Here is a 20,318-nt window from a genome sequence, read left to right as displayed (position 1 = left end):
CGCCTCGGATTTTCGATTTTTATCCACGCGCAATCCACAATCTGTTGGGTTGACCGACCCGGATCGGCCCGATATGTTGTGCCGCGTCGGCGCCACTCTCAGACCCACGGTCGGACTGGCTTAATAGGGAATCCGGTGGGAATCCGGAACTGCCCCGCAGCGGTAAGCGGAAACGAAAGCCAACAACGCACTGGCCCTCAGCGGCTGGGAAGCGGGAGCGAGTAGGTCGGGTCGCAAGACCCGTCGTCCGCAAGTCCGAAGACCTGCCGACACGTCGTGGCCTGAGCGCCACGATGCGAGATGACGGCTTCCGCGGGGAAGTGCGTCGATGCGCGGGGCCTCAAGCCCTGCTGATCGACCGTCCGTGGAAGTGCATCTCTTCAGCCCTGCGCGCGGGAGCAGGCGGTTGATGACCACGCTTGGAGCGAAGTCGCCATGCAACCTATCGATACCACCGGCCGCGAACGTGACGACGAGCGCGGCGACGCCCCCGCTTTCTCTGCCGAAACTGTCGTGGCGGAGACCCCGCGCACGGACACGCCGTTCGCGCTGACCCCGCCGCACAACCCGGGCCAGATGCGCGTGACCAAGCGCAACGGCCGCCAGGAAGTGGTGGACGTGAACAAGATCGTCCGCGCCGTGACCCGCAGCAGCGAAGGCCTGCATGCGGTGGACCCGATGCGCGTGGCGCTCAAGACCATCGGCGGCCTGTACGACGGCGCCACCACGCAGGAACTGGACCAGCTGTCCATCCGCACCGCGGCCGCCCTCACGGCCGAGGAGCCGGAATACGGCCAGCTCGCCGCCCGCCTGCTGGGCGCGTTCATCGACAAGGAAGTGAGCGGCCAGGAAATCCAGAGCTTCTCCCAGTCCATCGCGCGCGGCGCGGAGCTGGGCATCCTCAACGAGCGACTGCGCGACTTCGTGTCGACCAACGCGCGCAAACTCAACGACGCGATCGACCCGCTCGCCACGCGCCGCTTCGAGTACTTTGGCCTGCGCACCGTGTATGACCGCTACCTGCTGCGCCACCCGCAGTTGCGCAAGGTCATCGAGACGCCGCAGCACTTTTTCATGCGCATCGCCTGCGCGCTGGGCGGCAGCGAGATCGGCGAAACGCTGGAGCTGTACCGCCTGTTGTCCTCGCTGGAATACATCGCCAGCTCGCCGACGCTGTTCAACGCGGGCACCGCGCACGAGCAGCTCAGCTCCTGCTTCCTGCTCGACTCGCCGGCCGACTCGCTGGAGTCGATCTACGAGAAGTACGGCGACGTGGCCAAGCTCAGCAAGTTCGCCGGCGGCATCGGCCTGGCGTACTCGCGCGTGCGTTCGCGCGGCTCGCTGATCAAGGGCACCAACGGCCACTCCAACGGCCTGGTGCCGTGGCTGAAGACGCTGGACGCCTCCGTCGCGGCGGTGAACCAGGGCGGCAAGCGCAAGGGCGCGGCCTGCGTGTACCTGGAGCCGTGGCACGGCGACATCGAGGAGTTCCTCGAGTTGCGCGACAACACCGGCGACGAAGCCCGCCGGACGCACAACCTCAACCTGGCCAACTGGATCCCCGACGAATTCATGCGTCGCGTGGAAACCGACGGCGAGTGGTCGCTGTTCGATCCCAAGATCGTGCCGCACTTCGTCGACAGCTGGGGCGAGACGTTCGAGAAGGCTTACCGTGAAGCGGAAGCCGCCGGCCTGGCCACCAAGAAGGTGAAGGCGCGCGAGCTCTATGCCCGCATGCTGCGCACGCTGGCGCAGACCGGCAACGGCTGGATGACCTTCAAGGACCGAAGCAACGCCACCAGCAACCAGACGGCGAAGCCGGAAAACGTCATTCACCTGTCCAACCTGTGCACCGAAATCCTCGAAGTCACCAATGCCGAGGAAACGGCGGTGTGCAACCTGGGCTCGGTGAACCTGTCGCGCCATGTCGTGGATGGCCGTTTCGACTTCGACAAGCTCGCCGCTACGGTGCGCACCGCAGTGCGCCAGCTTGATCGCGTGATCGACCTGAACTTCTATCCGATCGACACCGCCAAGGTCGCCAACAACAAGTGGCGTCCGGTCGGCCTGGGCGTGATGGGCCTGCAGGACGTCTTCTTCAAGCTTCGCCTGCCGTTCGATTCGGCCGAAGCGCTGACGCTGTCCACGCGCATCGCCGAGGAGATCTATTACAACGCGCTGTGGCAGTCGAACGAACTGGCCGCCGAGCATGGACCGCATCCGGGCTTTGCCGAAAGCCGCGCCGCCAACGGCGAGCTGCAGTTCGACTACTGGTCGAACGCGAAGCCGACCGACAAGGCGCGCTGGGATGACCTGCGCGAGTCGATCAAGGCCAAGGGCCTGCGCAACTCGCTGCTGATCGCGATCGCGCCGACCGCCACCATCGCCTCCATCGCGGGCTGCTACGAGTGCATCGAGCCGCAGGTGAGCAACCTGTTCAAGCGCGAGACGCTGTCCGGTGACTTCCTGGTGGTGAACCGCTATCTGGTGGAAGAGCTGAAAACGCTGGGCCTGTGGACCAGCGAGATCCGCGACGCCATCAAGCTGGCCGAAGGCTCGATCCAGGGCATCAGCGCGATTCCCGAACGCCTGCGCACCATCTATCGCACGGTGTGGGAACTGCCGCAGAAGGCCTTGATCGACCTGGGCGCCGCGCGCGGCGCGTACATCGACCAGAGCCAGTCGCTGAACCTGTTCATGGAAAACCCGAACATCGGCCAGCTCAGCTCCATGTACATGTACGCATGGAAGTCCGGCATCAAGACCACCTACTACCTGCGCTCGCGCCCGGCTACCAAGATTGCCAAGACCACGGTGTCCGCAGCGCCTGTTGCGAAACCGGCGCCGGTGGCGGATCAAGAGCAGGCGACGGCGGCGGTGTTCTGCTCGCTGGAAAATCCGGAGTATTGCGAGGCGTGCCAGTAAAGCCAGGAGTGAGTGGAGAGAAGTGAGTAGTGAGAGAAAGCGGTCATCGCGCTCGTTGGTTTCGACGCATGGTCGTCAGGATTCGGCTCACTTCCTCCACTTGCTGCCTTACGCAAGCTGTTTGCGACAGGGCAAGCCAGCCGACTCGCTCGCAGAGGGTCAATTGAGTCTCAAGCTCGGCGAGTGAACCATGGGCAATGGAGAGAAACTGGGACTTTTCCTTCTTGGATTCCCTTGTCCATCCTTCAGCAATATTGCTTGGCACTGACACCGCCGCACGCGTTATCTGACTACGCAACCCGTATCTTTCCTCGTCTGGAATCAGCTTCGCCAAACGATAGATCTCGCAGGCCATCTCCATCGCCTTGCCCCACACCACTGTATCCCGGTAATGCACATGACCTCCTCTGTCAGTAACGAAGTCAACTCTCTCACTTCTCACTCCTCTTCACTCACTCCTCGCATCCTCGATCCCGGCTTCGAACTCACCCTGCGCCCGATGCGCTATCCCGAGTTCTACGAGATGTATCGCAACGCGATCAAGAACACCTGGACCGTGGACGAGGTGGACTTCTCGCTCGACGTCACCGACCTGCGCTCCAAGATGAGCGATGCGGACCGCCACCTGATCCATCGCCTGGTCGCGTTTTTCGCTACCGGCGACACCATCGTGGCGAACAACCTGGTGCTCAACCTGTACCAGCACATCAACGCGCCCGAAGCGCGCATGTACCTGTCGCGCCAGCTGTACGAGGAAGCGCTGCACGTGCAGTTCTACCTCACCCTGCTCGACACCTATATCCCCGATCCGAACGAACGCAACAAGGCGTTCGCGGCGATCGAGAACATTCCGTCGATCCGCCAGAAGGGCGAATTCTGCTTCAAGTGGATCGACTCCGTGCAGGACCTCAAGAAGCTGGAGACGCGCGAACATCGTCGCCAGTTCCTGCTCAACCTGATCTGCTTCGCCGCCTGCATCGAGGGCCTGTTCTTCTTCGCCGCCTTCGCCTACGTGTACTTCCTGCGCTCGCGCGGCCTGTTGCACGGCCTGGCCTCGGGCACCAACTGGGTGTTCCGCGACGAGAGCTGCCACATGGCCTTCGCCTTCGACGTCGTGCGTACCGTGCGTGCCGAGGAGCCGGACCTGTTCGACGAGGAAATGCGCACGCAGATCGAGGAGATGCTCGAAGACGCCATCGCCTGCGAGACGCAGTTTGCCGAGGACGTGCTGTCCGGCGGCGTGGCCGGTCTGTCGGCGAAGGAAATGCGTCAGTACCTCGAGTACTGCGCCGACCAGCGTCTGGCCCAGCTCGACCTGCCCAAGAAGTACGGCGCCAAGAACCCGTTCGACTTCATGGACCTGCAGGACGTGCAGGAAGTGACCAACTTCTTCGAGCGCCGCGTCTCGGCCTACCAGGTCGGTGTGCAGGGCGAAGTCGCCTTCGACATGGCCTTCTGATACCCGCCGGCGCCGCGCACGAGATGCCTGCGCGGCGCCGGCTCAGGCCGCCCTCCCCCGAAAGAATCGCTTCAGCGCCAGCTGCAGCCAGCCACCCTCGCTGGTGTCGGTGGTGAGCTTGAGCATGTTGCGCTTGACCAGATCCACATAGGCCTGGTCGTCATTGCGGATGTGCTGGAACAGCCAGCGCGAAAGCATTCTCTTCAGCTCGTCGGCCACGTCCTCGCCGGCCTGGAAACGTGTCTGGTACTGGCGGATGTGCGCGACGAAGATCTCGTGCAGCCGCTTGTGCGCCCGGTCGAACTCGTAGCCGGCGTCCTCCATCAGCGCTTCCTCAAACGTGAAGTGCGACAGCGTGTAGTCCACCAGTTCCTCCAGCACCTCGCCGACGGCTTGCCGGTCGTGATTCTCCCGCGCCTCCTGCAAGGCATTGGCGATCGCCACGATGCGGCGATGCTGGTTGTCGATCACCTCGATCCCGGTATTGAGATCCTCCCGCCACTCCAACGTCGTCATGCCGCCCCCTTATGGCGATCCATGGCCGCACAAGAGATAGCGTTGTCGGCTTACGGCCGGGATGATCTGGGTCATGGTCGCTGGGCCGTGTGGTCTAATGCCGGCTTCGCCGCCGCTGCTTCCGGAGTCTTCCATGACGACGCCAGCCCGCCGATCCCTGCGAGCGCTGCGGCCGCTGCCGCTGTGGGCGCTGCTGATCGGACTGTCGCTGCTTCTGGCAGCCGTGCTGGAGGTGGTGCACGTGTCAGCCGCCTTGTTGATCGGGCCGATGGTGGCGGCCATCGTCGTGGCCGCGATGGAAGGCAGGCTCGCAGTGTCGCCCGCGCCGTTTCTCGGCGCGCAGGCGCTGGTCGGCTGCATGATCGCGCGCAGCTTCAGCCCGGCGCTGCTGCGCGAGGCCGCACGCGAATGGCCGCTGTTTGTCGCTGCGGTGGCCTCGGTGATCGCAGTCAGCGTGGCGCTCGGCTGGATACTTGCGCGGCGGCGCGTGCTGCCCGGAACGACGGCGATCTGGGGCTCATTTCCCGGCGCCGCCATGACCATGGTGCTGATGGCCGAAGCGTTCGACGCCGACGTTCGGCTGGTCGCCTTCATGCAATACCTGCGCGTGCTGATGGTGGCGCTGGTGGCCTCTACCGTGGCCCGCGTGACGCTGGGACACGGCCACGCGCCCATGCCCGAGTGGTTTGCGCCGGTACCGCTAATGCCATTCGCCGCGACCTTGCTGCTCGCCTTCGGCGGCGCCGCGCTGGGGCACGTATTGCGTATCCCTGCGGGCGCATTGCTGACGCCGCTCGCACTTGGCGCCCTTGCACAGGACATGGGCTGGCTGCAGTTGACCCTGCCGCCGTGGCTGCTGGCGCTCAGCTATGCGGTGATCGGCTGGGGCATTGGCTTGCGCTTCACCCGCGAGATCCTCAGTTATGCGCTGCACGCGATGCCACGCGTGATCGGCGCCATCCTCGCGCTGATCGCGATCTGCGCGCTGCTGTCGATCGGGCTGATGGCGGTCAGCGGCGTGGATGCACTGACCGCCTACCTCGCCATGAGTCCCGGCGGCGCCGACTCGGTGGCGATCATCGCCGCCTCGAGCAAGGTCGACGTGCCATTCGTGATGGCGCTGCAGAGCGCGCGCTTCCTGCTGGTCGTGTTCACGGGGCCCAGCATCGCGCGCTGGGTGGCGGCGCGGGCCCAGTCCGCGCCGGAAACCGCCTGAGCGTCAGTGCCGGCCGCCGAAGAAGCGCTTGAGCGAGCGGGCCAGCCAGCCGCCGCTGCTGCCGTCATCCTGGGACACGTCCTGCATGTGGCGACGCACGGCGTCGACGATCGCCTTGTCGTCGTTGCGGATGTGGTTGAACAACCAGTGCGACAGCGTGTGCATCAGTTCCTGGCCGATGTCCTCGCCGGCACGGAAGCGCAGGCGGTACTCGGAGACGCGCTTGACGAACACCTCATGCACGCGCTTGTGCGCGCGGGTGAATTCGTAGCCGGCGTCCTCCATCAACGACTCTTCAAAGGTGAAATGCGACAGCGTGTAATCGACCAGCTCGTCGAGGATGTCGTTGAGCTCCTGATGGCCGCTGTGGTTCATCGCCTCGTGCAGGTGATTGATCATCTCCACGATGCGGCGGTGCTGGTTGTCGATGACCTTGATGCCAGTGTTGAGGTCGTCTTGCCAGGTCATGTAGGGCACGTGCACCCTCCTTGTGCGTAAGTCCGGCCATTGGCGGGCAAACACACGAGCGGAGGCTTGACCTGCATCAACGCCCTCCGGGCCAAAAGGCGCGTCGCGACACTACACCGCATTCGCGGCGCGCGTGGCTTCTCCGCCATGCGGACTGCACCAACCTCAGTGTTGCCGCGCGTCGCGCCCGCTTGGATGAGGGGCATCGCATGGCCGGCGCCACAGGGCGACCGTTGGCCACATCACCTCACGATCGCCGGCATCGGCATTCGGCATGTGTCTTCGGGTGCGGTGGGAACACGCTGACCTGCGGGTGCGGACGCCGATACGTGGACTGGCTGGCGGGTCAGCGATACGTGTGGATGCGGCTGTACGTCAGCGCATCCCGATGCGCGCTGCTGGATGAGGACGGCGCGCAACGGACTCCGTTGTTTGTTGCAACGCAACATGAGTTGTAACCATCGTTACCCAGGTCCAACGACCTATTGACTACATCTGTAGTCACGGCGTAGCTTGACTACACTTGTAGTCACGGGGATGTGGAGATGGGCAAGCCTTCGATCGGCGACCAGGAACTGGCGCTGCTGCAATACCTGGCCGACCACGGCAACGCCTCGGTCGGCGAGGTCGCCGGCGGTTTCGGCGAGCCGCGCGGCCTGGCCCGCTCCACCGTGCTGACCATGATGGAACGGCTGCGCAGCAAATCCTTCCTGCGTCGCCGCCAGGTCGATGGCGTGTACCGCTACAGCCCGGCCACCGGTCCCGGCGAGGTGATGCGGAGCGCGGTGGGACAGTTCGTGGAGAAGACGCTGTCCGGCTCGGTGTCGCCGTTCGTGGCGTGGATGTCCGAGCGCGCCCAGGTGAGCGACACCGAACTGGCCGAACTGGAAGCGCTGGTGGCGCAGCTGCAGTCGCGACGCAAGGAGAGCTGAGATGACCGCCTACGTATCCCTGATCAACGAACTGGTCGCACGCCTGGCCTGGGCATCGGTGCAGGCGAGCCTGCTGATTGGCGCCATCTGGCTGCTCGGCCGGCAAATGCCGCGCCTGTCCGCCGCGACCCGCTCGCTGTTGTGGTGGCTGCTCGGCGTGCAGTTGCTGCTCGGCGTGGCGATGCCGACGCCGCTTGCGCTGCCGTTGCTCGCGCCGCCGCAGACGATGTCCACGGTGACGGCGCCCGTCGAAACGGCGCCGGTGTCTGCCAGCGAACACGAGATCACCGGCTTCGGCACGTCGGGTCATGCCGCCGCGAGCGATGCGCTGGCCGCGCCGACCATCGTGCAAACCACCGCTGCAGCCCCGGCATCGCGCACGCTGCACTGGCAAGTGGTGGTGCTGGCGCTGTGGCTGGCGGGCGTGCTGACGCAGCTCATCATCGCGACGAGACAGTGGCGCGAGGCGCGCGCCGTGGTGCGCGCGGCGCGACCGCTGGACGATCGGGTCTTGCTGGCCACCTGCACGGAACAGGCGGAGTTGCTGGGCCTGCGCCGCTGTCCGCAGCTGCGCATCTCCAATGAAGTCACCTCGCCCCAGGTGAGCGGCCTGTGGCGTCCCATCGTGTTGCTGCCGGCGCAGCAAGCCCTGTCGGCCGAGGAAACCACGCTGGCGATCGCCCACGAACTCACCCACTTGCGCCGTGGCGATCTGTGGATGGGCTGGGTGCCGGCGATGGCGCAACGGTTGTTCTTCTTCCACCCGTTGGTGCACTGGGCGATGCGCGAATACGCGCTGCACCGCGAAGCGGCCTGCGACGCCCAGGTGCTGCAACAGCACGATGCCGCGCCGCAGGCTTACGGGCAGCTGCTGTTGCGCCTTGGCGTGGCCCATCCGTTGCACGCCGGCCTGGCCGGCGCCTCGCCCACCTTCCTCAATCTGAAGCGTCGCCTCTCGATGTTGCAGCTGGGCGCGCAGGATCCGGTTTCTCGCGCCCGCAGCTGGCTGCTGGTGGTGCTGATCGCGGCCATCGGCGTGTTGCCCTACCGCGTCACCCACGCCCGGCCAGAACCCGCTGACGGTTCCTCGCCGACCGCCGCGGCGCCCGCCGTGGCTGCGTCCAGCGCGACGCCCGCCACGCCGGCCGTCACGCCCACGCATGGCGCGCCAACGACACCGGCAGCCACGCCTTCGCCCGCCGTGTCGGCGAAGCCGGCCGCGCAGGTTGCAGCCACCCCGCTGCCGGCCATTCCCCCGGTACCCAAGGCGCCAGCGGCGCCCAAGGCCCCGCCGGCGCCTCCGGTGCCGTCCGCACCGCCCCCACCGCCTGCACCACCCGCACCACCTGCGCCGCCAGCGCCGCCAGCGCCGTCGCCGGGGGATACCGATGGATTCGCGGCGCACCACGTGCACATCGACACCCATAACGGCGCCGCCAACGGCTTCGCCCTGCTCGACACCGATACGGTCACCATCAACGGCAGCGACGAGGACATCAGGACGGCGCAGAAGCTGCGTAGCGAGGGCGGACCGCTGGTGCTGTTCCGTCGCGGTAGCCAGTCGTACGTGATTCGTGACCAGGCCGTCGTGGCGCGCGCAAAGGCCGCCTATGCCCCGGTCACTGCACTGGCCTCGCAGCAAGGCCGGCTTGGCGGCGAACAGGGTCGCATCGGTGGTCAGCAAGGTGGCATCGGCGCGCGCGAGGGCTCGCTCGGCATGCGCGAGGCCGCACTCGCCACCCGCGAGGCCCGCATCGAGAGCGAGGCGGCGCTCGGCAAGTCCGCCGATCAACTGGCGGGTCAGCGTGCCTCGATCCAGGCGCAGCGGGACGAGATCGATCGCGAGCGCGCCGAACTCGAGCGCCAGCAGGAAGCCCTGGGCAAGCAGCAGGAAGCGCTGGGCAAGCAGCAGGAGGCCCTCAGCCGCCAGCAGGAGCAGGCCATGAACCAGGCCCAGCAACAGATGAACCACCTGCTCGATGAAGCCGTGGCCAAGGGACTGGCCCAGCCGCTAGGCGCACGCTGAACCCTGCCGCGCCGCGCATCGTGCGGCGCGGCGATCCATCCGCGGCATGACGCCCTTGAAACGCCCTGGCCTGCGCCAGGGCCAGGGGTTCGTGCGCGCCGGCGAAACACCACGCACCGCCACGGGAGCTCCGCATGCTCGGTTACTACGCCGCCATCGCCCTGCACAACCTGCGCCGCAGCCCGGCGCTGGCTACGCTGATGGTGCTGGTGATCGGCCTGGGCATCGGCGCCAGCATGACCATGATCACCGTGTTCCACGTGTTGTCCGGCGATCCGCTGCCGGGCCGCAGTGCACGATTGTTCGTACCCGTGATCGATCCGCGGCCGCTGCAACGCGGACACGACAGCACGCCCGAATCGGACGGCAGCTTCACCTGGCCGGATGCGATGAACCTGCTGCGGGCGGCTCGCGCGGATCGGCAAGCGGCGATGGCCGGCGGCGCCGTGCCGATACGGCCGATGCAGGGCGGCGGCCTGCCATCCTACGAAACCGGCCGCTATGTCAGCGCCGACTTCTTCGCGATGTTCGGCGCTCCGTTTCTCCACGGTGGCGGCTGGACCGCGCAGGACGATGCACAGCATGCGCGCGTGCTCGTCCTCAACCGCACGCTCAGCCGCAAGCTGTTTGGCGAGGGCTCCGCGATCGGTCGCACGGTGCGCATCAAGGACAGCGACTTTCGCGTGGTCGGCGTACTCGACGACTGGCAACCGCAACCCCAGTTCTATGCGCAGATCGACAGCCGCGCCTTCGGCCGCAGCGACCAGTTCTTCATACCGCTGGAAACCGCGCTCGAGCTGAAGCTGGACTTCAACGGCCGCCTGTCCTGCTGGGGCAACAGCGGCGACTCGCGCGGCAGCGACCAGTGCAGCTGGCTGCAGTTCTGGGTGGAGCTGGACGACGCGGCCAGGGTCGATGCCTATCGCCGCTTCCTGGCCGGCTACTGGCGCGAGCAGCAGGCGCATGGACGCCTGCCGCGTCCGGTCGACGCGCAGCTGGTCGGCCTGATGGACTGGCTCGCTCGCGAGCATGTGATTCCTGACGACCTGCGCCTGCAGCTGACCTTGTCGATCGGCTTTCTCGTCGTGTGCATGCTCAACGTCGTGGGCCTGCTGCTGGCCACGTTCCTTCGCCGCGGCGGCGAGATCAGCGTGCGCCGTGCGCTGGGAGCGCGACGGCGCGACATCTTCGTGCAGTTGGGCGTGGAAGCGTCGCTGATCGGCCTGGCCGGTGGCCTGCTCGGTGTGCTGGTGGCCCTGCTCGGCCTGTGGAGCGTGCGCCAGCGTCCCGATGGATACGCGCAGCTCGCGCACATGGACCTGGGGATGCTGCTCGCCACCTGCACGCTGGCCGTGGCCGCCGGCGCGATGGCCGGACTGCTGCCGGCCTGGCGCGCCTGCCGCATCGCCCCTGCCCTGCAACTGAAGACCCAGTGAGAAGCGCCATGCCGCATTCACCCCTGCTGGCCAGCCTCGGCCGCCACAAGCTCACCGTGCTGCTGATGGTGATGCAGGTGGCGTTGACCTGCGCGATCGTCTGCAACGTCGCCGCCATCATCGGCCATCGCGTCATGCAGCTAGGCCTGACCAGCGGCGTGGCGGAGGATGAGCTGGTGCTGCTGGAGAGCATCAGCGTGGACACGACGGAGGACCCGCTGGTGCGCCACCGCGCAGACCTCGCCGCCCTGCGCGCGCTGCCCGGCGTGCGCTCCGCCGGCGCGGTGGATGCCCTGCCCTTCAACCACACCAACTGGAGCAACGGCATCGCCCTCGTGCCCAACGGCGACGCGCAGGTCACCGCCACCGCCTACAACGGCACGCCCGGCGAACTGGCCACGTTGGGCCTGCGCCTGGTGGCGGGCCGCGACTTCCTGCCGGAGGAATACCTGCCCATCGACAGTGCGCACGACTGGGCCGGCATCAACCATGTGCCCGCCACCATCATCACGCGGGCGCTCGCCCGGCAGCTGTTTCCCGGCCAGGATCCGCTGGGCAAGCTGATCTATCCCGGCGACGGCCCGGTGCGCATCGTCGGCGTGGTGGACCACCTGCTGCGCCCGTCGCTGGACGAATCATCCGGCAACGAATACGCCACACTGTTCCCCCTGTTGCCCGACGGCAGCAGCGTCACCTACCTGTTGCGCACCGCGCCGGAGGATCGCGCGCGGGTGTTGCAGCAGGCACAGGCGCGACTGGCGCAACTGGACGGCAATCGCGTGCTGCGCAACGCGCAGAGCTTCGCCCAGCTGCGCGAGGATTATTTCCATCGCGACCGCACCATGATCGGCCTGCTGCTCGCCGCGGCGATCGGGCTGCTGCTGGTCACCGCGGCGGGCATCGCCGGGCTGGCAAGTTTCTGGGTGCAGCAGCGACGGCGCTCGATCGGTATCCGTCGCGCGGTGGGCGCGACGCGGCGGGACATCCTGCGCTACGTGCAGACCGAGAATTTCCTGATCGTCAGCGGCGGCGTTGTGCTTGGCGTGGTGCTGGCCTATGCGCTCAACCTGCTGCTGATGCAGCACTACGCGTTGCAACGGCTGCCGGTGTTCTACCTGCCGATTGGGGCGTTGGCGTTGTGGCTGCTGGGGCAGCTGGCGGTGCTGGGGCCTGCAAGGCGCGCGGCGGCGGTTCCGCCGGTAGTGGCGACGCGGGCGGGGTGATCGCATCAGCTCCCTCTCCCCTGCGGGGAGAGGGTTGGGGGTGAGGGGGCAATCTTGCGACGGGCACACCTGAAGCTCGCTCTAAATGGCTCCGTCGCAAGCACCCGCCCCTCACCTCGATCCTCTCCCCGGCGGGGAGAGGAAGAAGTGCGGTGATCAATCCTTCGGCGGCTTCATCGTGTACTCCTTCGGCGGCGTATCGCCGGCGAGGTTGCGCACGAAGTAGTCCCAGCGCTTGCGCATCATGTAATTGCTCGCCGAAGCGTAGCCATGATGGGCGTTCGGAATCAGCAGCAGGTCGAAGTCCTTGTTGGCCTTGATCAGCGCGTCGACCACCAGCAGCGTCTCGTACGGCGGCACGTTGTCGTCCATGGTGCCGTGGGCCAGCAGCAGATGGCCCTTCAGGCCGGCCGCGTGGTTCTGGTTGGCCTGGTCGTCGTAGTTGCTCTTGCCATCCTTGTCGGTGACCTCCAGGCCCTGCCACTTCTCGGCCCAGTCGTCCTCGTAGTTGCGGTTGTCGTGGTTGCCGCTCTCGGCAATGCCGACCTTGAACAGGTCCGCATGACGGAACATCGCCGTGGCCGTGGCGTTGCCGCCGCCGGAATGGCCCCAGACGCCTACGCGGTCCATGTCGATCCACGGATAGCGCTTGCCGAGTTCTTTCAGTCCTGCCACCTGATCCGGCAGGGTGTTGTCGCCGATGTTGCCGTAGTACGCGTCATGGAACGCCTTGGAGCGCCACGGCGTGCCCATGCCGTCGATCGCCACCACGATGAAACCGAGTTCGGCCAGCGCCTGGTGGTCGACGCGCGCGGCGCTGAAGCTGCGCGAACCCACCGAGCCGGTCTGCGGTCCGGGGTAGATGTAGTCGATGACCGGGTACTTCTTCGAGGGATCGAAGTTGGTCGGCTTGAACATCAGGCCGTACAGGTCGGTCTTGCCGTCGCGGCCTTTCACGGTGAACGGCTCGGGCGCCTTCCAGCCGGTGGCGAGCAGGCGCGAGATGTCGGCCTTGGCGATGGAGCCCACCACGTGGCCGTCGTCCGCGCTGCGCAGCACCGTCACCGACGGCGTGGTCGGCGTGGACCAGGCGTCGGCAAACAGACGTCCATCCGGGGACAGGCTGATGGTGTGGTCGGCCGGTTCCGGCGCGAGCAGGGTCGGCGCGCCGCCGTCCAGGCTCACCTTGTAGAACTGCTGGTAATACGGATTGACGCCCTGCTCGCGACCCACGCCACGGAACCACAGCGTGCGCGTCTTCGCATCGAGCTTGAGCACCTCGGTGACGTTGCCCTCGCCGGTGGTGATGGCGTGCTTGAGCTTGCCGCTGTCGAGGTCGTACAGGTACAGGTTGCCCCAGTTGTTGCGCTCGCTGAACCACACTACTTCGTGGCTCTCGGGCAGGTACTGCCAGTTGACCTTGCCGTTGCCGCTCTCGTAGTAGGTCGGCACGCTCTCGTCGAACACCGTGCGCACCTCGCCGCTGTGCACATCGGCGACGCGGAACCAGGCCTGCTTGTGGTCACGCGAGGACGACACGAAGGCCAGCGAGCTGGCGTCCGGCGCCCACTGCACGTCGTCCCAACCGCCATCGCGACCACAGCTGACGTCGTCGCACAGCGTGGAGCGGTGCTGGTCGGGCGCCATCTTCAGGCGCAACACCTTGTGTCCTGCCACGTCGACGATGACGCGTTCGATCATCGTCACGTCCTTGTCGCCCGCCAGCGGGTACTTCCACGTCTCCACCTTCGGGTGGCCCACGTTGGTGCCCACGATCACCATGTCGCCGGTCTTGCGCTGGTCCTGCTGGAACGTGGCGATCTGCTTCGAATCGGGCGACCACACCAGGATGGCGTGGTTGGAATGCTTCCAGCCGGCGTTGTCGGTGGCGTAGCCGTAATTCTCCACGCCGTCGAGCGTGAGCTGGGCTTCCTTGCCGGTGGCGACGTCGCGCACCCACAGGTTCCAGTCGCGCACGAAGGCTTCGCTGCGCTTGTCCGGCGACAACACGCCGGGCTCGTGGCCCACGCCCTCGGCGTTGTCATCCTTGCCGGCGGTACAGGCGCCGCCCTTGGCGTCGCACAGGTAGTGCTTGCCCTTGAGATTGAGGTCCAGGCGCCCGTCGTCGCCCACGCTGAAGCTGGCGATCCCGAGCTTGCTGGCCGTCACCGGCTTGCCGAGCACCTTGGCAAGCGCGGCGGCCAGGCTGGCGTGGTCAAACGCCGGCGTGGCCTTGCCGGTGGCGACGTCGTAACGAAGGTAATGGTCGCCGCTGGCATCGTGGTCGCGGTACCAGAAGTGGCCGTCGTCCAGCCAGGTCACGCTCTGCACCGCGTGGTCGACCAGCGGGGCGGCGTTGTAGCCGACGTAGCGCTCGGCCTTGGCGTAATCCTGGTCGGTCAGCGTACGACCTTGCGCGGCCACGGTGGCCGACAAGGCGCCCATCACCAGCGCGCCCGCCAGGCGCGGCGCGTGCTTCTTCACCTTCATGCGTTCTCCCCAGTCAACGCCCACATGGCGAACGCCGGCATTGGGCGTCGCATTCAACCTTTCATCCTACCCATGGCGTCCCGGGCGTACCCCTGCCATTGGTCCCATGGCGCGGATATCCCAAAGCAGATTTGAGCGCGCCCACGCCTGCGCCGGTCCGAGCCAGCCCCTTCGCAAGCGATGCACGGCTTGCGCCTCATTCATGGCCAGGACGCCGCTGACTTCGGCGACAATAGCCGCCCCCAAGGAACACCCTTTAGCGCATGCAGGTCACCCTCGCTTGCGCCCCGCTCCCCATCCCCACTTCCTCGCACACAATTACTTCATGAATCAGTCCATCAGCGACACCACCACCCACCTGCCCGAAGCACGCCTGTTGGAGATGGTGTTTCCCGATCACACCAACCATCTCGGCACACTGTTCGGCGGCCAGGCGCTGGCATGGATGGACAAGGCCGCCTTCATCGTGGCCTCGCGCCATGCACGCCGCACCGTGGTGACCGCACGCTCGGAAGAGGTCAACTTCCGCGTACCGGTGCGCAAGGGTCAGCTGGCGGAACTGGTGGCGCGCATCGTGCACGTGGGCCATAGCTCGATGACAGTGGAAGTGGAGCTGACCGCCGAAGACCCGCTCACCGGCGATCGTCGCGTCTGCACCACCGGCCGCTTCGTCATGGTGGCGCTCGACTCCAACGGCGCGCCGGCGACCGTGCCGCCACTGCCGGCCGCCCCCGACAGTGCAACTTGACGCGCGCGGGGCGCCGAAACCACTCTCTGTGCGACGACCGCCAGGAGGCTTGTGATGTCACCGCGTTTCACCGTCATCGGCAACTACATCTCACCGTACGTCCGCAAGGTGCTGGTGTGCCTGGAACTCAAGGGCCAGGCCTACCAGATCGACCCGATCGCGCCGTTCGTCGGCAATGAGCGCTTCGGCGAGCTGAGCCCGTTGCGGCGCATCCCGGTGCTGATCGACGGGGAGTTGGTGCTCAATGATTCCTCGGTGATCTGCCAGTACCTGGAGGACTGCTTTCCGGCCCCGTCGCTGTATCCCACCGACGCGGCGCAGCGCGCGAAGGCGCGCTGGCTGGAGGAGTACTGCGACACGCACCTGGCCAGCGTGCTGGTGTGGAAGCTGTTCTACCAGAAGGTCCTGCGTCGCCGCTTCTTCGGCGAAGAAACGGACGAAGCGATGATGAACCACGCTCTGGCCGTCGAGATTCCCGCCGCCCTCGATTATCTGGAGCGCCAGCTGCCGGATGATGGCTTTGCGTTCGGCGCGCTGTCGATCGCCGACATCAGCATCGCCTGCTACTTCCGCACGGCCTCGTTCGTGCGCTACGCCATCGATGCGGCGCGTTGGCCGCGCATGGCGAACCTGGTCGAGCGGGTGCAGTCGCTGCCGGCGTTCCAGGCGCTGGCCCGGCTGGAGGACGTCATGTTGCGCGTACCGCTGGCCGAACAGCGCGAAGTGCTGCAGGCCCACGGCGCGCCACTGACGAGCTGGTCGCTCGGTGGCCAGCCGCCGCGCAAGGGATTTGCACGGATGGAGTGAGGCCGGTTCTGACGCGGTCGCGCACGCGGCGCCCTCGTGCAACAGTCAGCGCAGATGCAACCAGTGCAGATGCACGCCGTTCTCGCGATCCTCGGCGCGGAAGCCCTCCCGGCCCTCGGCGACGATGCCCCATACGCTGCGCATGGCCTCGCCGCGCGGCTCATCCACACGCACTTGTTCGCCGAGCGGGATCGCAAAGCGCGTCTCGAGCATCATCACCTGGTCGCGCTCCCATACCAGCGTGGCCGGGCGACCGCTTGAGGCGCCCCAGCCGAGGTGAACCTGCACGTCCTTGAGTGCATAGGCGCCGCGGTTGTCCAGCTTCCAATGCTCGGATTTGCGCAACAAGGCCTGCAGGCGTGGATCGCTCCAGTCCACCGGATTGCCTTTGGAAGATGGCGTGCGAGCGGTCATGCAGGTAATGGATTCCCATCGGACAAGGTCTGCGGCGCCGGCGGCGCTGATCCGCGCGCACGTCGCGTCGACACAGCCCGATCACGGACGGACTGCGCGCGTTATCCCGCTATCGGCCGAGCGCTTGCTGACTTGAGGCCTACGGCCGAACGGCCTCAGCGATGCGTTTCCAGGGGATGATCGATGCCGCCGACGGTGCGCAGCATCAGCGCCTGCGCGAACGCCAGGTGACCTGCGACCGGCACCATTTCATCGCGCACCCAGCGCAGCCAGGGTGGGCGACCGTGCACCAGGCGGGTGATCAGGCCGATGCGGCGGACCACGTCCTTGTGCACGGCGTGGCGCAGCACGGCGTAGTCGCGCAGGCGCTCGGGCTTGCCGGCCAGCGCATCGGCGGCGCACTCGGCATACACATAGGCATCCTCGATGCCCAGGTTCATGCCGCGCGCGCCGATGGGCGAGTGGATGTGCGCCGCATCGCCGCCCAGCGCCACCCGTTCCACACCCGCCTTGGCGGCGACCCGATGCCCGATATGGAACTGCGACTGCCAGCTGACGTTGCCCACCTTGCTGGTGCGGCGCAGGGCCGCCAGCGGCTCGGCGCCGTTGCCGATCACGCGCCACTGGTCGCCGGCCAGACGCAACGCGAACAGGAAACCGTCGGGCTCGAACAGGACGTGTGCGCGAAGCGGATCGAGCGGAGTCTGCATCTGCAGGTCCCACAGGCACCAGGCCTCGGGCAGGGAGCTGCCGACGAAGGCCAGCCGCAGCGCCTCGCGCGTGGTGCTGCGCGCGCCGTCGGCGCCAAACAACAAGGGGACCGATACCTGTTCCTGCCGGCTGCCTGGATGCTGCAGGATGGCGCTCACGCGCGCCGCATCCTGGGTCAGTGTCTTCAGGCTCACACCGCGTTCGACCGTGACACCGCGCGCCAGCAGCGCCTCGGCCAGCAAGGCCTCGGTGCGCGCCTGCGGCAGCACCGTCATCGGATGCTGCGCGCCCATCACGGTGGGCAGGTCCAGCGCCAGCACCACGCGGTCATGCTCGTGCAGGCTCGCCCCCTGCACCGCCCAGCCTTCGGCAAGGATGCGCTCGCCCACGCCGGTATCGCGCAGCACCTCGATGGTGCGGCCATTGACCGCCAGCGCCTTTGAATGAGAAGTCGGTTGGGCGGCCTGGTCGATGATGCGCACCGCCACGCCACGAAGCGTCAGGAACAGCGCCGCCGCGAGTCCCGTCGGCCCGGCGCCGACGATCAATACCGAAGGCTGTGTGGATGCCATGCCGGCGCGTCCTGGCCAAGGATGGAGGCAGAGTCTGCCGTGTCGGGGCGTTGCGCCCGCGTCAACGCCATGCATGGCGCCAGCATGCCTGGCCCGTTCGTCACCCCATCCATGCACTACTACCGACGGGGCGTCCCGGTGATACTGCTGCCCGGACCCTACGGAGGCTCAACCATGCGTGCCCCGCTTGTCGTGTTCGCGCTGTGCCTGTCCCTGCCCTGCCTCGCCGATACCCCCGCCGCTGCCCCGTCGCTGGCCACGCCGCCAGCGAACGCGCAACGCTTCACCATACTCTCCAGTGCCGGCAAGCACGGCACGTCGTCCCGCTGGACCGATGCCGACGGCGCGCACCTGGGGCGCGACAGCCTGCTGTTGCGCGGCATGGTCACTGAGGTCGACAGCCGCTCCACGTTCAATCCCGACGGCAGTTTCCAGACCATCGTGGTGCGCGGCCACACGCCCAACGGTGATGCGGCGGAAAGCTTCTCGGTGAAGGATGGCAAGGCCAGCTGGAAAAGCCCGGTCGACGCCGGTTCGGCGCCTTATGTGACCGGGGCCGAGTACGTGGCCTTCGGTGGCCCGATGGCGCTCAACGCCGACCTGCTCGAGCGGCTGCTGGCCGCGCCGGGACACACGCTCGCCTTGCTGCCGGGCGGACAGGCTCGCGCCGAACCACTCGCCACCGCCACCGTGGGCGAGGGCGCGGCGAAGAAGCAAGTCACCGCGTATGCCATCACCGGCCTGAGCAATACGCCGGTGCCGGTGTGGGCGGACAGCGCGGGGCACTTCTTCGCCTTCGTCAGCGAGATGTCGTGGCTGCCGCAGGGTTATGAGTCCGCCGAGCCGATGCTGGAAAAGGCCCAGTCTGATGCACTGGCCCAGCATGCGAAGGCCATCGTGCCCAAGCTGCTCAAGACGCCGGCGGGCCCCGTGGCCTTCACCCATGTGCGCGCCTTCGTCGATGGCTCGCGTTTCGTCGACGACCAGACCGTGGTGGTCGACCATGGCGTGATCACCCAGGTCGGCCCGGCGGCGGCGGTCAAGCTGCCGGCCAACGCGCAGCACATCGACGGCCAGGGCAAGACGCTGGTGCCGGGCCTGTGGGATTCGCACCAGCACGTGCCCGATGACGCCGCCGGTCCGATGCTGCTGTCACTGGGCATCACCTCAGTGCGCGACCCGGGCAACATCAACGAACAGACAATGTCGCGCGCCGCGCGCCGCGCCAAGGGCGAGTTGCTTGGGCCCCGCGTCTATCCCTCGATGCTGATCGACGGCAAGGGCCCGAATACCGCGCAGGCGGCCAGTGTGGCGACCTCCCAGGCAGAGGCGATCGCGCTGGTGGACAAGGCCAAGGCCGACGGCTTCGATGCGATCAAGATCTACGGCAGCTTCAACCCCGACTGGGTCAAGGCGACCGCGGCCGAAGCGCACAAGCTCGGCCTGCATGTGCACGGCCACCTGCCTGCCGGCATGCGCACCGATCAGGCGATCGCCGACGGTTATGACGAGATCACGCACATCTACTTCGTGATGATGGAGGCGATGCCCGACGCCGTGGTGAAGTCTTCCAACGGCATGGGCCGCTTCGAGGGCCCCGGCCGCTATGCCAAGGACGTGGACCTCGACAAGGATCCGATGAAGTCGCTGATCGCCACCATGGCGAAGCGCCACATCACCTCGGACCCCACTCTGGTGGTGGCCGAAACCCTGTATGTGCCAGAGAACGGCGATCTGTCGCCGGCCTATGCGCCCTTCATGGGCAGCTTGCCGCCAGCGGTGGAACGCGGCTTTCGCATGGGCGGTTTCGCCGTGCCGAAGGACCTCACGCGCGCCGACTATCGCGCCAGCTTCGCCAAGCTGCAGGCGCTGGTAGGCGCCATGCACAAGGCAGGCGTGCCGATCGTGGCCGGCACGGACGGCAGCGGACTGGAGCTGGTGCGTGAGCTGGAGCTCTACGTGCAGGCCGGCTTCAGCAATTCCGAAGCGCTCGCCAGCGCCACCATCGCCACGGCGCACCTGGTGGGCGCGGACCAGCGCACCGGCAGCATCAAGGTGGGCAAGGCGGCCGACCTGGTGCTGGTCGACGGCAACCCCGCGGTGAAGATCGGCGACCTGCGCCATACCGACGTGGTGATGATGGACGGCAAGCTGATGGACGCCAACGCGCTGCGTGCGGAAGGCGGCATCAGCAAGCGGCCGGCCTGGGCCGAGTAAACGTGAAGCCCGCTTTTGCAAGAGCGCGACCTGTGCGCGAAATGCCGAACTGGCGGAGACGACGCAACGGCAAATCGCGTATAGGGTGCGCTCGTCCATAGAGCTTCCCTTGATCCGTCATTCCTGCGAAAGCAGGAGGAGCTTTACAACGGCCGACG

General features: G+C 66.8%; 16 protein-coding genes and 1 riboswitch. Of the genes, 10 read left to right on the top strand and 6 right to left on the bottom strand.

The annotated features are described in order from the left end of the window. The first annotated feature begins 70 nt into the window (after positions 1–70). Positions 71–285: riboswitch (cobalamin riboswitch) on the top strand. Between the two features lie 150 nt (positions 286–435). Then, positions 436–2,925 carry a ribonucleoside-diphosphate reductase subunit alpha gene (locus DVT68_RS17740; protein WP_114826539.1) on the top strand — a complete coding sequence of 830 codons (2,490 nt, stop codon included), beginning with the start codon at positions 436–438 and terminating at the stop codon, positions 2,923–2,925. 43 nt (positions 2,926–2,968) lie between these two features. On the opposite strand, the gene DVT68_RS17735 is transcribed toward DVT68_RS17740, so the two are convergent. Next, the gene (locus DVT68_RS17735) at positions 2,969–3,322 is read right to left on the bottom strand and encodes a four helix bundle protein (protein ID WP_114826538.1); all 354 of its coding nucleotides are present in this window, start codon (positions 3,320–3,322) and stop codon (positions 2,969–2,971) included. Positions 3,323–3,424: 102 nt separating this feature from the next. Between DVT68_RS17735 and DVT68_RS17730 the strand changes: the two genes are divergently transcribed. Further along, positions 3,425–4,384 carry a ribonucleotide-diphosphate reductase subunit beta gene (locus DVT68_RS17730; protein ID WP_199536140.1) on the top strand — a complete coding sequence of 320 codons (960 nt, stop codon included), beginning with the start codon at positions 3,425–3,427 and terminating at the stop codon, positions 4,382–4,384. Between the two features lie 42 nt (positions 4,385–4,426). Here the strand turns inward: DVT68_RS17730 and DVT68_RS17725 are convergent, their stop codons facing one another. Beyond that, positions 4,427–4,900 (bottom strand): bacteriohemerythrin, encoded by a 474-nt coding sequence (locus tag DVT68_RS17725; protein ID WP_114826537.1) that lies wholly within the window; start codon positions 4,898–4,900, stop codon positions 4,427–4,429. Between the two features lie 133 nt (positions 4,901–5,033). Here DVT68_RS17725 and DVT68_RS17720 point away from each other — a divergent pair, with 133 nt between their 5' ends. Beyond that, a complete protein-coding gene (locus DVT68_RS17720) occupies positions 5,034–6,116 on the top strand; it encodes an AbrB family transcriptional regulator (protein WP_199536132.1) in 1,083 nt (360 codons plus the stop codon). A gap of 3 nt (positions 6,117–6,119) precedes the next feature. Here DVT68_RS17720 and DVT68_RS17715 read toward each other — a convergent pair whose 3' ends face one another. After that, positions 6,120–6,593 carry a bacteriohemerythrin gene (locus tag DVT68_RS17715; protein ID WP_114826536.1) on the bottom strand — a complete coding sequence of 158 codons (474 nt, stop codon included), beginning with the start codon at positions 6,591–6,593 and terminating at the stop codon, positions 6,120–6,122. A gap of 536 nt (positions 6,594–7,129) precedes the next feature. Between DVT68_RS17715 and DVT68_RS17710 the strand changes: the two genes are divergently transcribed. The 4 genes from DVT68_RS17710 (at position 7,130) to DVT68_RS17695 (ending at position 12,201) form a co-directional block, all read left to right on the top strand. After that, on the top strand, positions 7,130–7,516 hold the full coding sequence (locus DVT68_RS17710) for a BlaI/MecI/CopY family transcriptional regulator (RefSeq protein WP_114826535.1): 387 nt from the start codon (positions 7,130–7,132) through the stop codon (positions 7,514–7,516). A 1-nt stretch (position 7,517) separates the two neighbouring features. After that, positions 7,518–9,542 carry a M56 family metallopeptidase gene (locus DVT68_RS17705; RefSeq protein ID WP_114826534.1) on the top strand — a complete coding sequence of 675 codons (2,025 nt, stop codon included), beginning with the start codon at positions 7,518–7,520 and terminating at the stop codon, positions 9,540–9,542. A 134-nt stretch (positions 9,543–9,676) separates the two neighbouring features. Continuing rightward, a complete protein-coding gene (locus DVT68_RS17700; RefSeq protein WP_114826533.1) occupies positions 9,677–10,978 on the top strand; it encodes an ABC transporter permease in 1,302 nt (433 codons plus the stop codon). A gap of 8 nt (positions 10,979–10,986) precedes the next feature. After that, the gene (locus DVT68_RS17695; protein ID WP_114826532.1) at positions 10,987–12,201 is read left to right on the top strand and encodes an ABC transporter permease; all 1,215 of its coding nucleotides are present in this window, start codon (positions 10,987–10,989) and stop codon (positions 12,199–12,201) included. A 156-nt stretch (positions 12,202–12,357) separates the two neighbouring features. On the opposite strand, the gene DVT68_RS17690 is transcribed toward DVT68_RS17695, so the two are convergent. Beyond that, the gene (locus DVT68_RS17690) at positions 12,358–14,691 is read right to left on the bottom strand and encodes a S9 family peptidase (protein ID WP_114826531.1); all 2,334 of its coding nucleotides are present in this window, start codon (positions 14,689–14,691) and stop codon (positions 12,358–12,360) included. Between the two features lie 325 nt (positions 14,692–15,016). Between DVT68_RS17690 and DVT68_RS17685 the strand changes: the two genes are divergently transcribed. Beyond that, a complete protein-coding gene (locus tag DVT68_RS17685; protein WP_114826530.1) occupies positions 15,017–15,439 on the top strand; it encodes an acyl-CoA thioesterase in 423 nt (140 codons plus the stop codon). A 54-nt stretch (positions 15,440–15,493) separates the two neighbouring features. Further along, positions 15,494–16,246 (top strand): glutathione S-transferase family protein, encoded by a 753-nt coding sequence (locus DVT68_RS17680; protein WP_114826529.1) that lies wholly within the window; start codon positions 15,494–15,496, stop codon positions 16,244–16,246. Positions 16,247–16,291: 45 nt separating this feature from the next. Here the strand turns inward: DVT68_RS17680 and DVT68_RS17675 are convergent, their stop codons facing one another. Together DVT68_RS17675 and DVT68_RS20345 are read right to left on the bottom strand one after the other, a co-directional pair. After that, positions 16,292–16,660: a hypothetical protein gene (locus tag DVT68_RS17675; protein ID WP_114826528.1), complete on the bottom strand. Its 369-nt coding sequence runs from the start codon at positions 16,658–16,660 to the stop codon at positions 16,292–16,294. Positions 16,661–16,815: 155 nt separating this feature from the next. After that, a complete protein-coding gene (locus DVT68_RS20345) occupies positions 16,816–17,943 on the bottom strand; it encodes an FAD-dependent oxidoreductase (protein ID WP_158543541.1) in 1,128 nt (375 codons plus the stop codon). 174 nt (positions 17,944–18,117) lie between these two features. On the opposite strand from DVT68_RS20345, the gene DVT68_RS17660 reads away from it, so the two are divergent. Beyond that, entirely contained in the window at positions 18,118–20,160 is a 2,043-nt protein-coding gene (locus DVT68_RS17660; RefSeq protein WP_158543540.1) for an amidohydrolase family protein, read from the top strand. Positions 20,161–20,318 lie beyond the last annotated feature (158 nt).

The organism is Dyella solisilvae, assembly GCF_003351225.1.
In the GTDB taxonomy this organism is placed as follows: domain Bacteria; phylum Pseudomonadota; class Gammaproteobacteria; order Xanthomonadales; family Rhodanobacteraceae; genus Dyella; species Dyella solisilvae.
The sequence above is the reverse complement of the archived record's forward strand: the minus strand, read 5'-3'. Positions and strand labels throughout refer to the sequence as shown.

Excerpts from the sequence above, each read along its gene's own strand:
- DVT68_RS17740 (WP_114826539.1), top strand. The coding sequence starts at position 436 with ATGCAACCTATCGATACCACCGGCCGCGAACGTGACGACGAGCGCGGC.
- DVT68_RS17730 (WP_199536140.1), top strand. The coding sequence starts at position 3,425 with ATGCGCTATCCCGAGTTCTACGAGATGTATCGCAACGCGATCAAGAAC.
- DVT68_RS17725 (WP_114826537.1), bottom strand. The coding sequence starts at position 4,900 with ATGACGACGTTGGAGTGGCGGGAGGATCTCAATACCGGGATCGAGGTG.
- DVT68_RS17720 (WP_199536132.1), top strand. The coding sequence starts at position 5,034 with ATGACGACGCCAGCCCGCCGATCCCTGCGAGCGCTGCGGCCGCTGCCG.
- DVT68_RS17710 (WP_114826535.1), top strand. The coding sequence starts at position 7,130 with ATGGGCAAGCCTTCGATCGGCGACCAGGAACTGGCGCTGCTGCAATAC.
- DVT68_RS17705 (WP_114826534.1), top strand. The coding sequence starts at position 7,518 with ATGACCGCCTACGTATCCCTGATCAACGAACTGGTCGCACGCCTGGCC.
- DVT68_RS17700 (WP_114826533.1), top strand. The coding sequence starts at position 9,677 with ATGCTCGGTTACTACGCCGCCATCGCCCTGCACAACCTGCGCCGCAGC.
- DVT68_RS17695 (WP_114826532.1), top strand. The coding sequence starts at position 10,987 with ATGCCGCATTCACCCCTGCTGGCCAGCCTCGGCCGCCACAAGCTCACC.
- DVT68_RS17690 (WP_114826531.1), bottom strand. The coding sequence starts at position 14,691 with ATGAAGGTGAAGAAGCACGCGCCGCGCCTGGCGGGCGCGCTGGTGATG.
- DVT68_RS17685 (WP_114826530.1), top strand. The coding sequence starts at position 15,017 with ATGAATCAGTCCATCAGCGACACCACCACCCACCTGCCCGAAGCACGC.
- DVT68_RS17680 (WP_114826529.1), top strand. The coding sequence starts at position 15,494 with ATGTCACCGCGTTTCACCGTCATCGGCAACTACATCTCACCGTACGTC.
- DVT68_RS17675 (WP_114826528.1), bottom strand. The coding sequence starts at position 16,660 with ATGACCGCTCGCACGCCATCTTCCAAAGGCAATCCGGTGGACTGGAGC.
- DVT68_RS20345 (WP_158543541.1), bottom strand. The coding sequence starts at position 17,943 with ATGGCATCCACACAGCCTTCGGTATTGATCGTCGGCGCCGGGCCGACG.
- DVT68_RS17660 (WP_158543540.1), top strand. The coding sequence starts at position 18,118 with ATGCGTGCCCCGCTTGTCGTGTTCGCGCTGTGCCTGTCCCTGCCCTGC.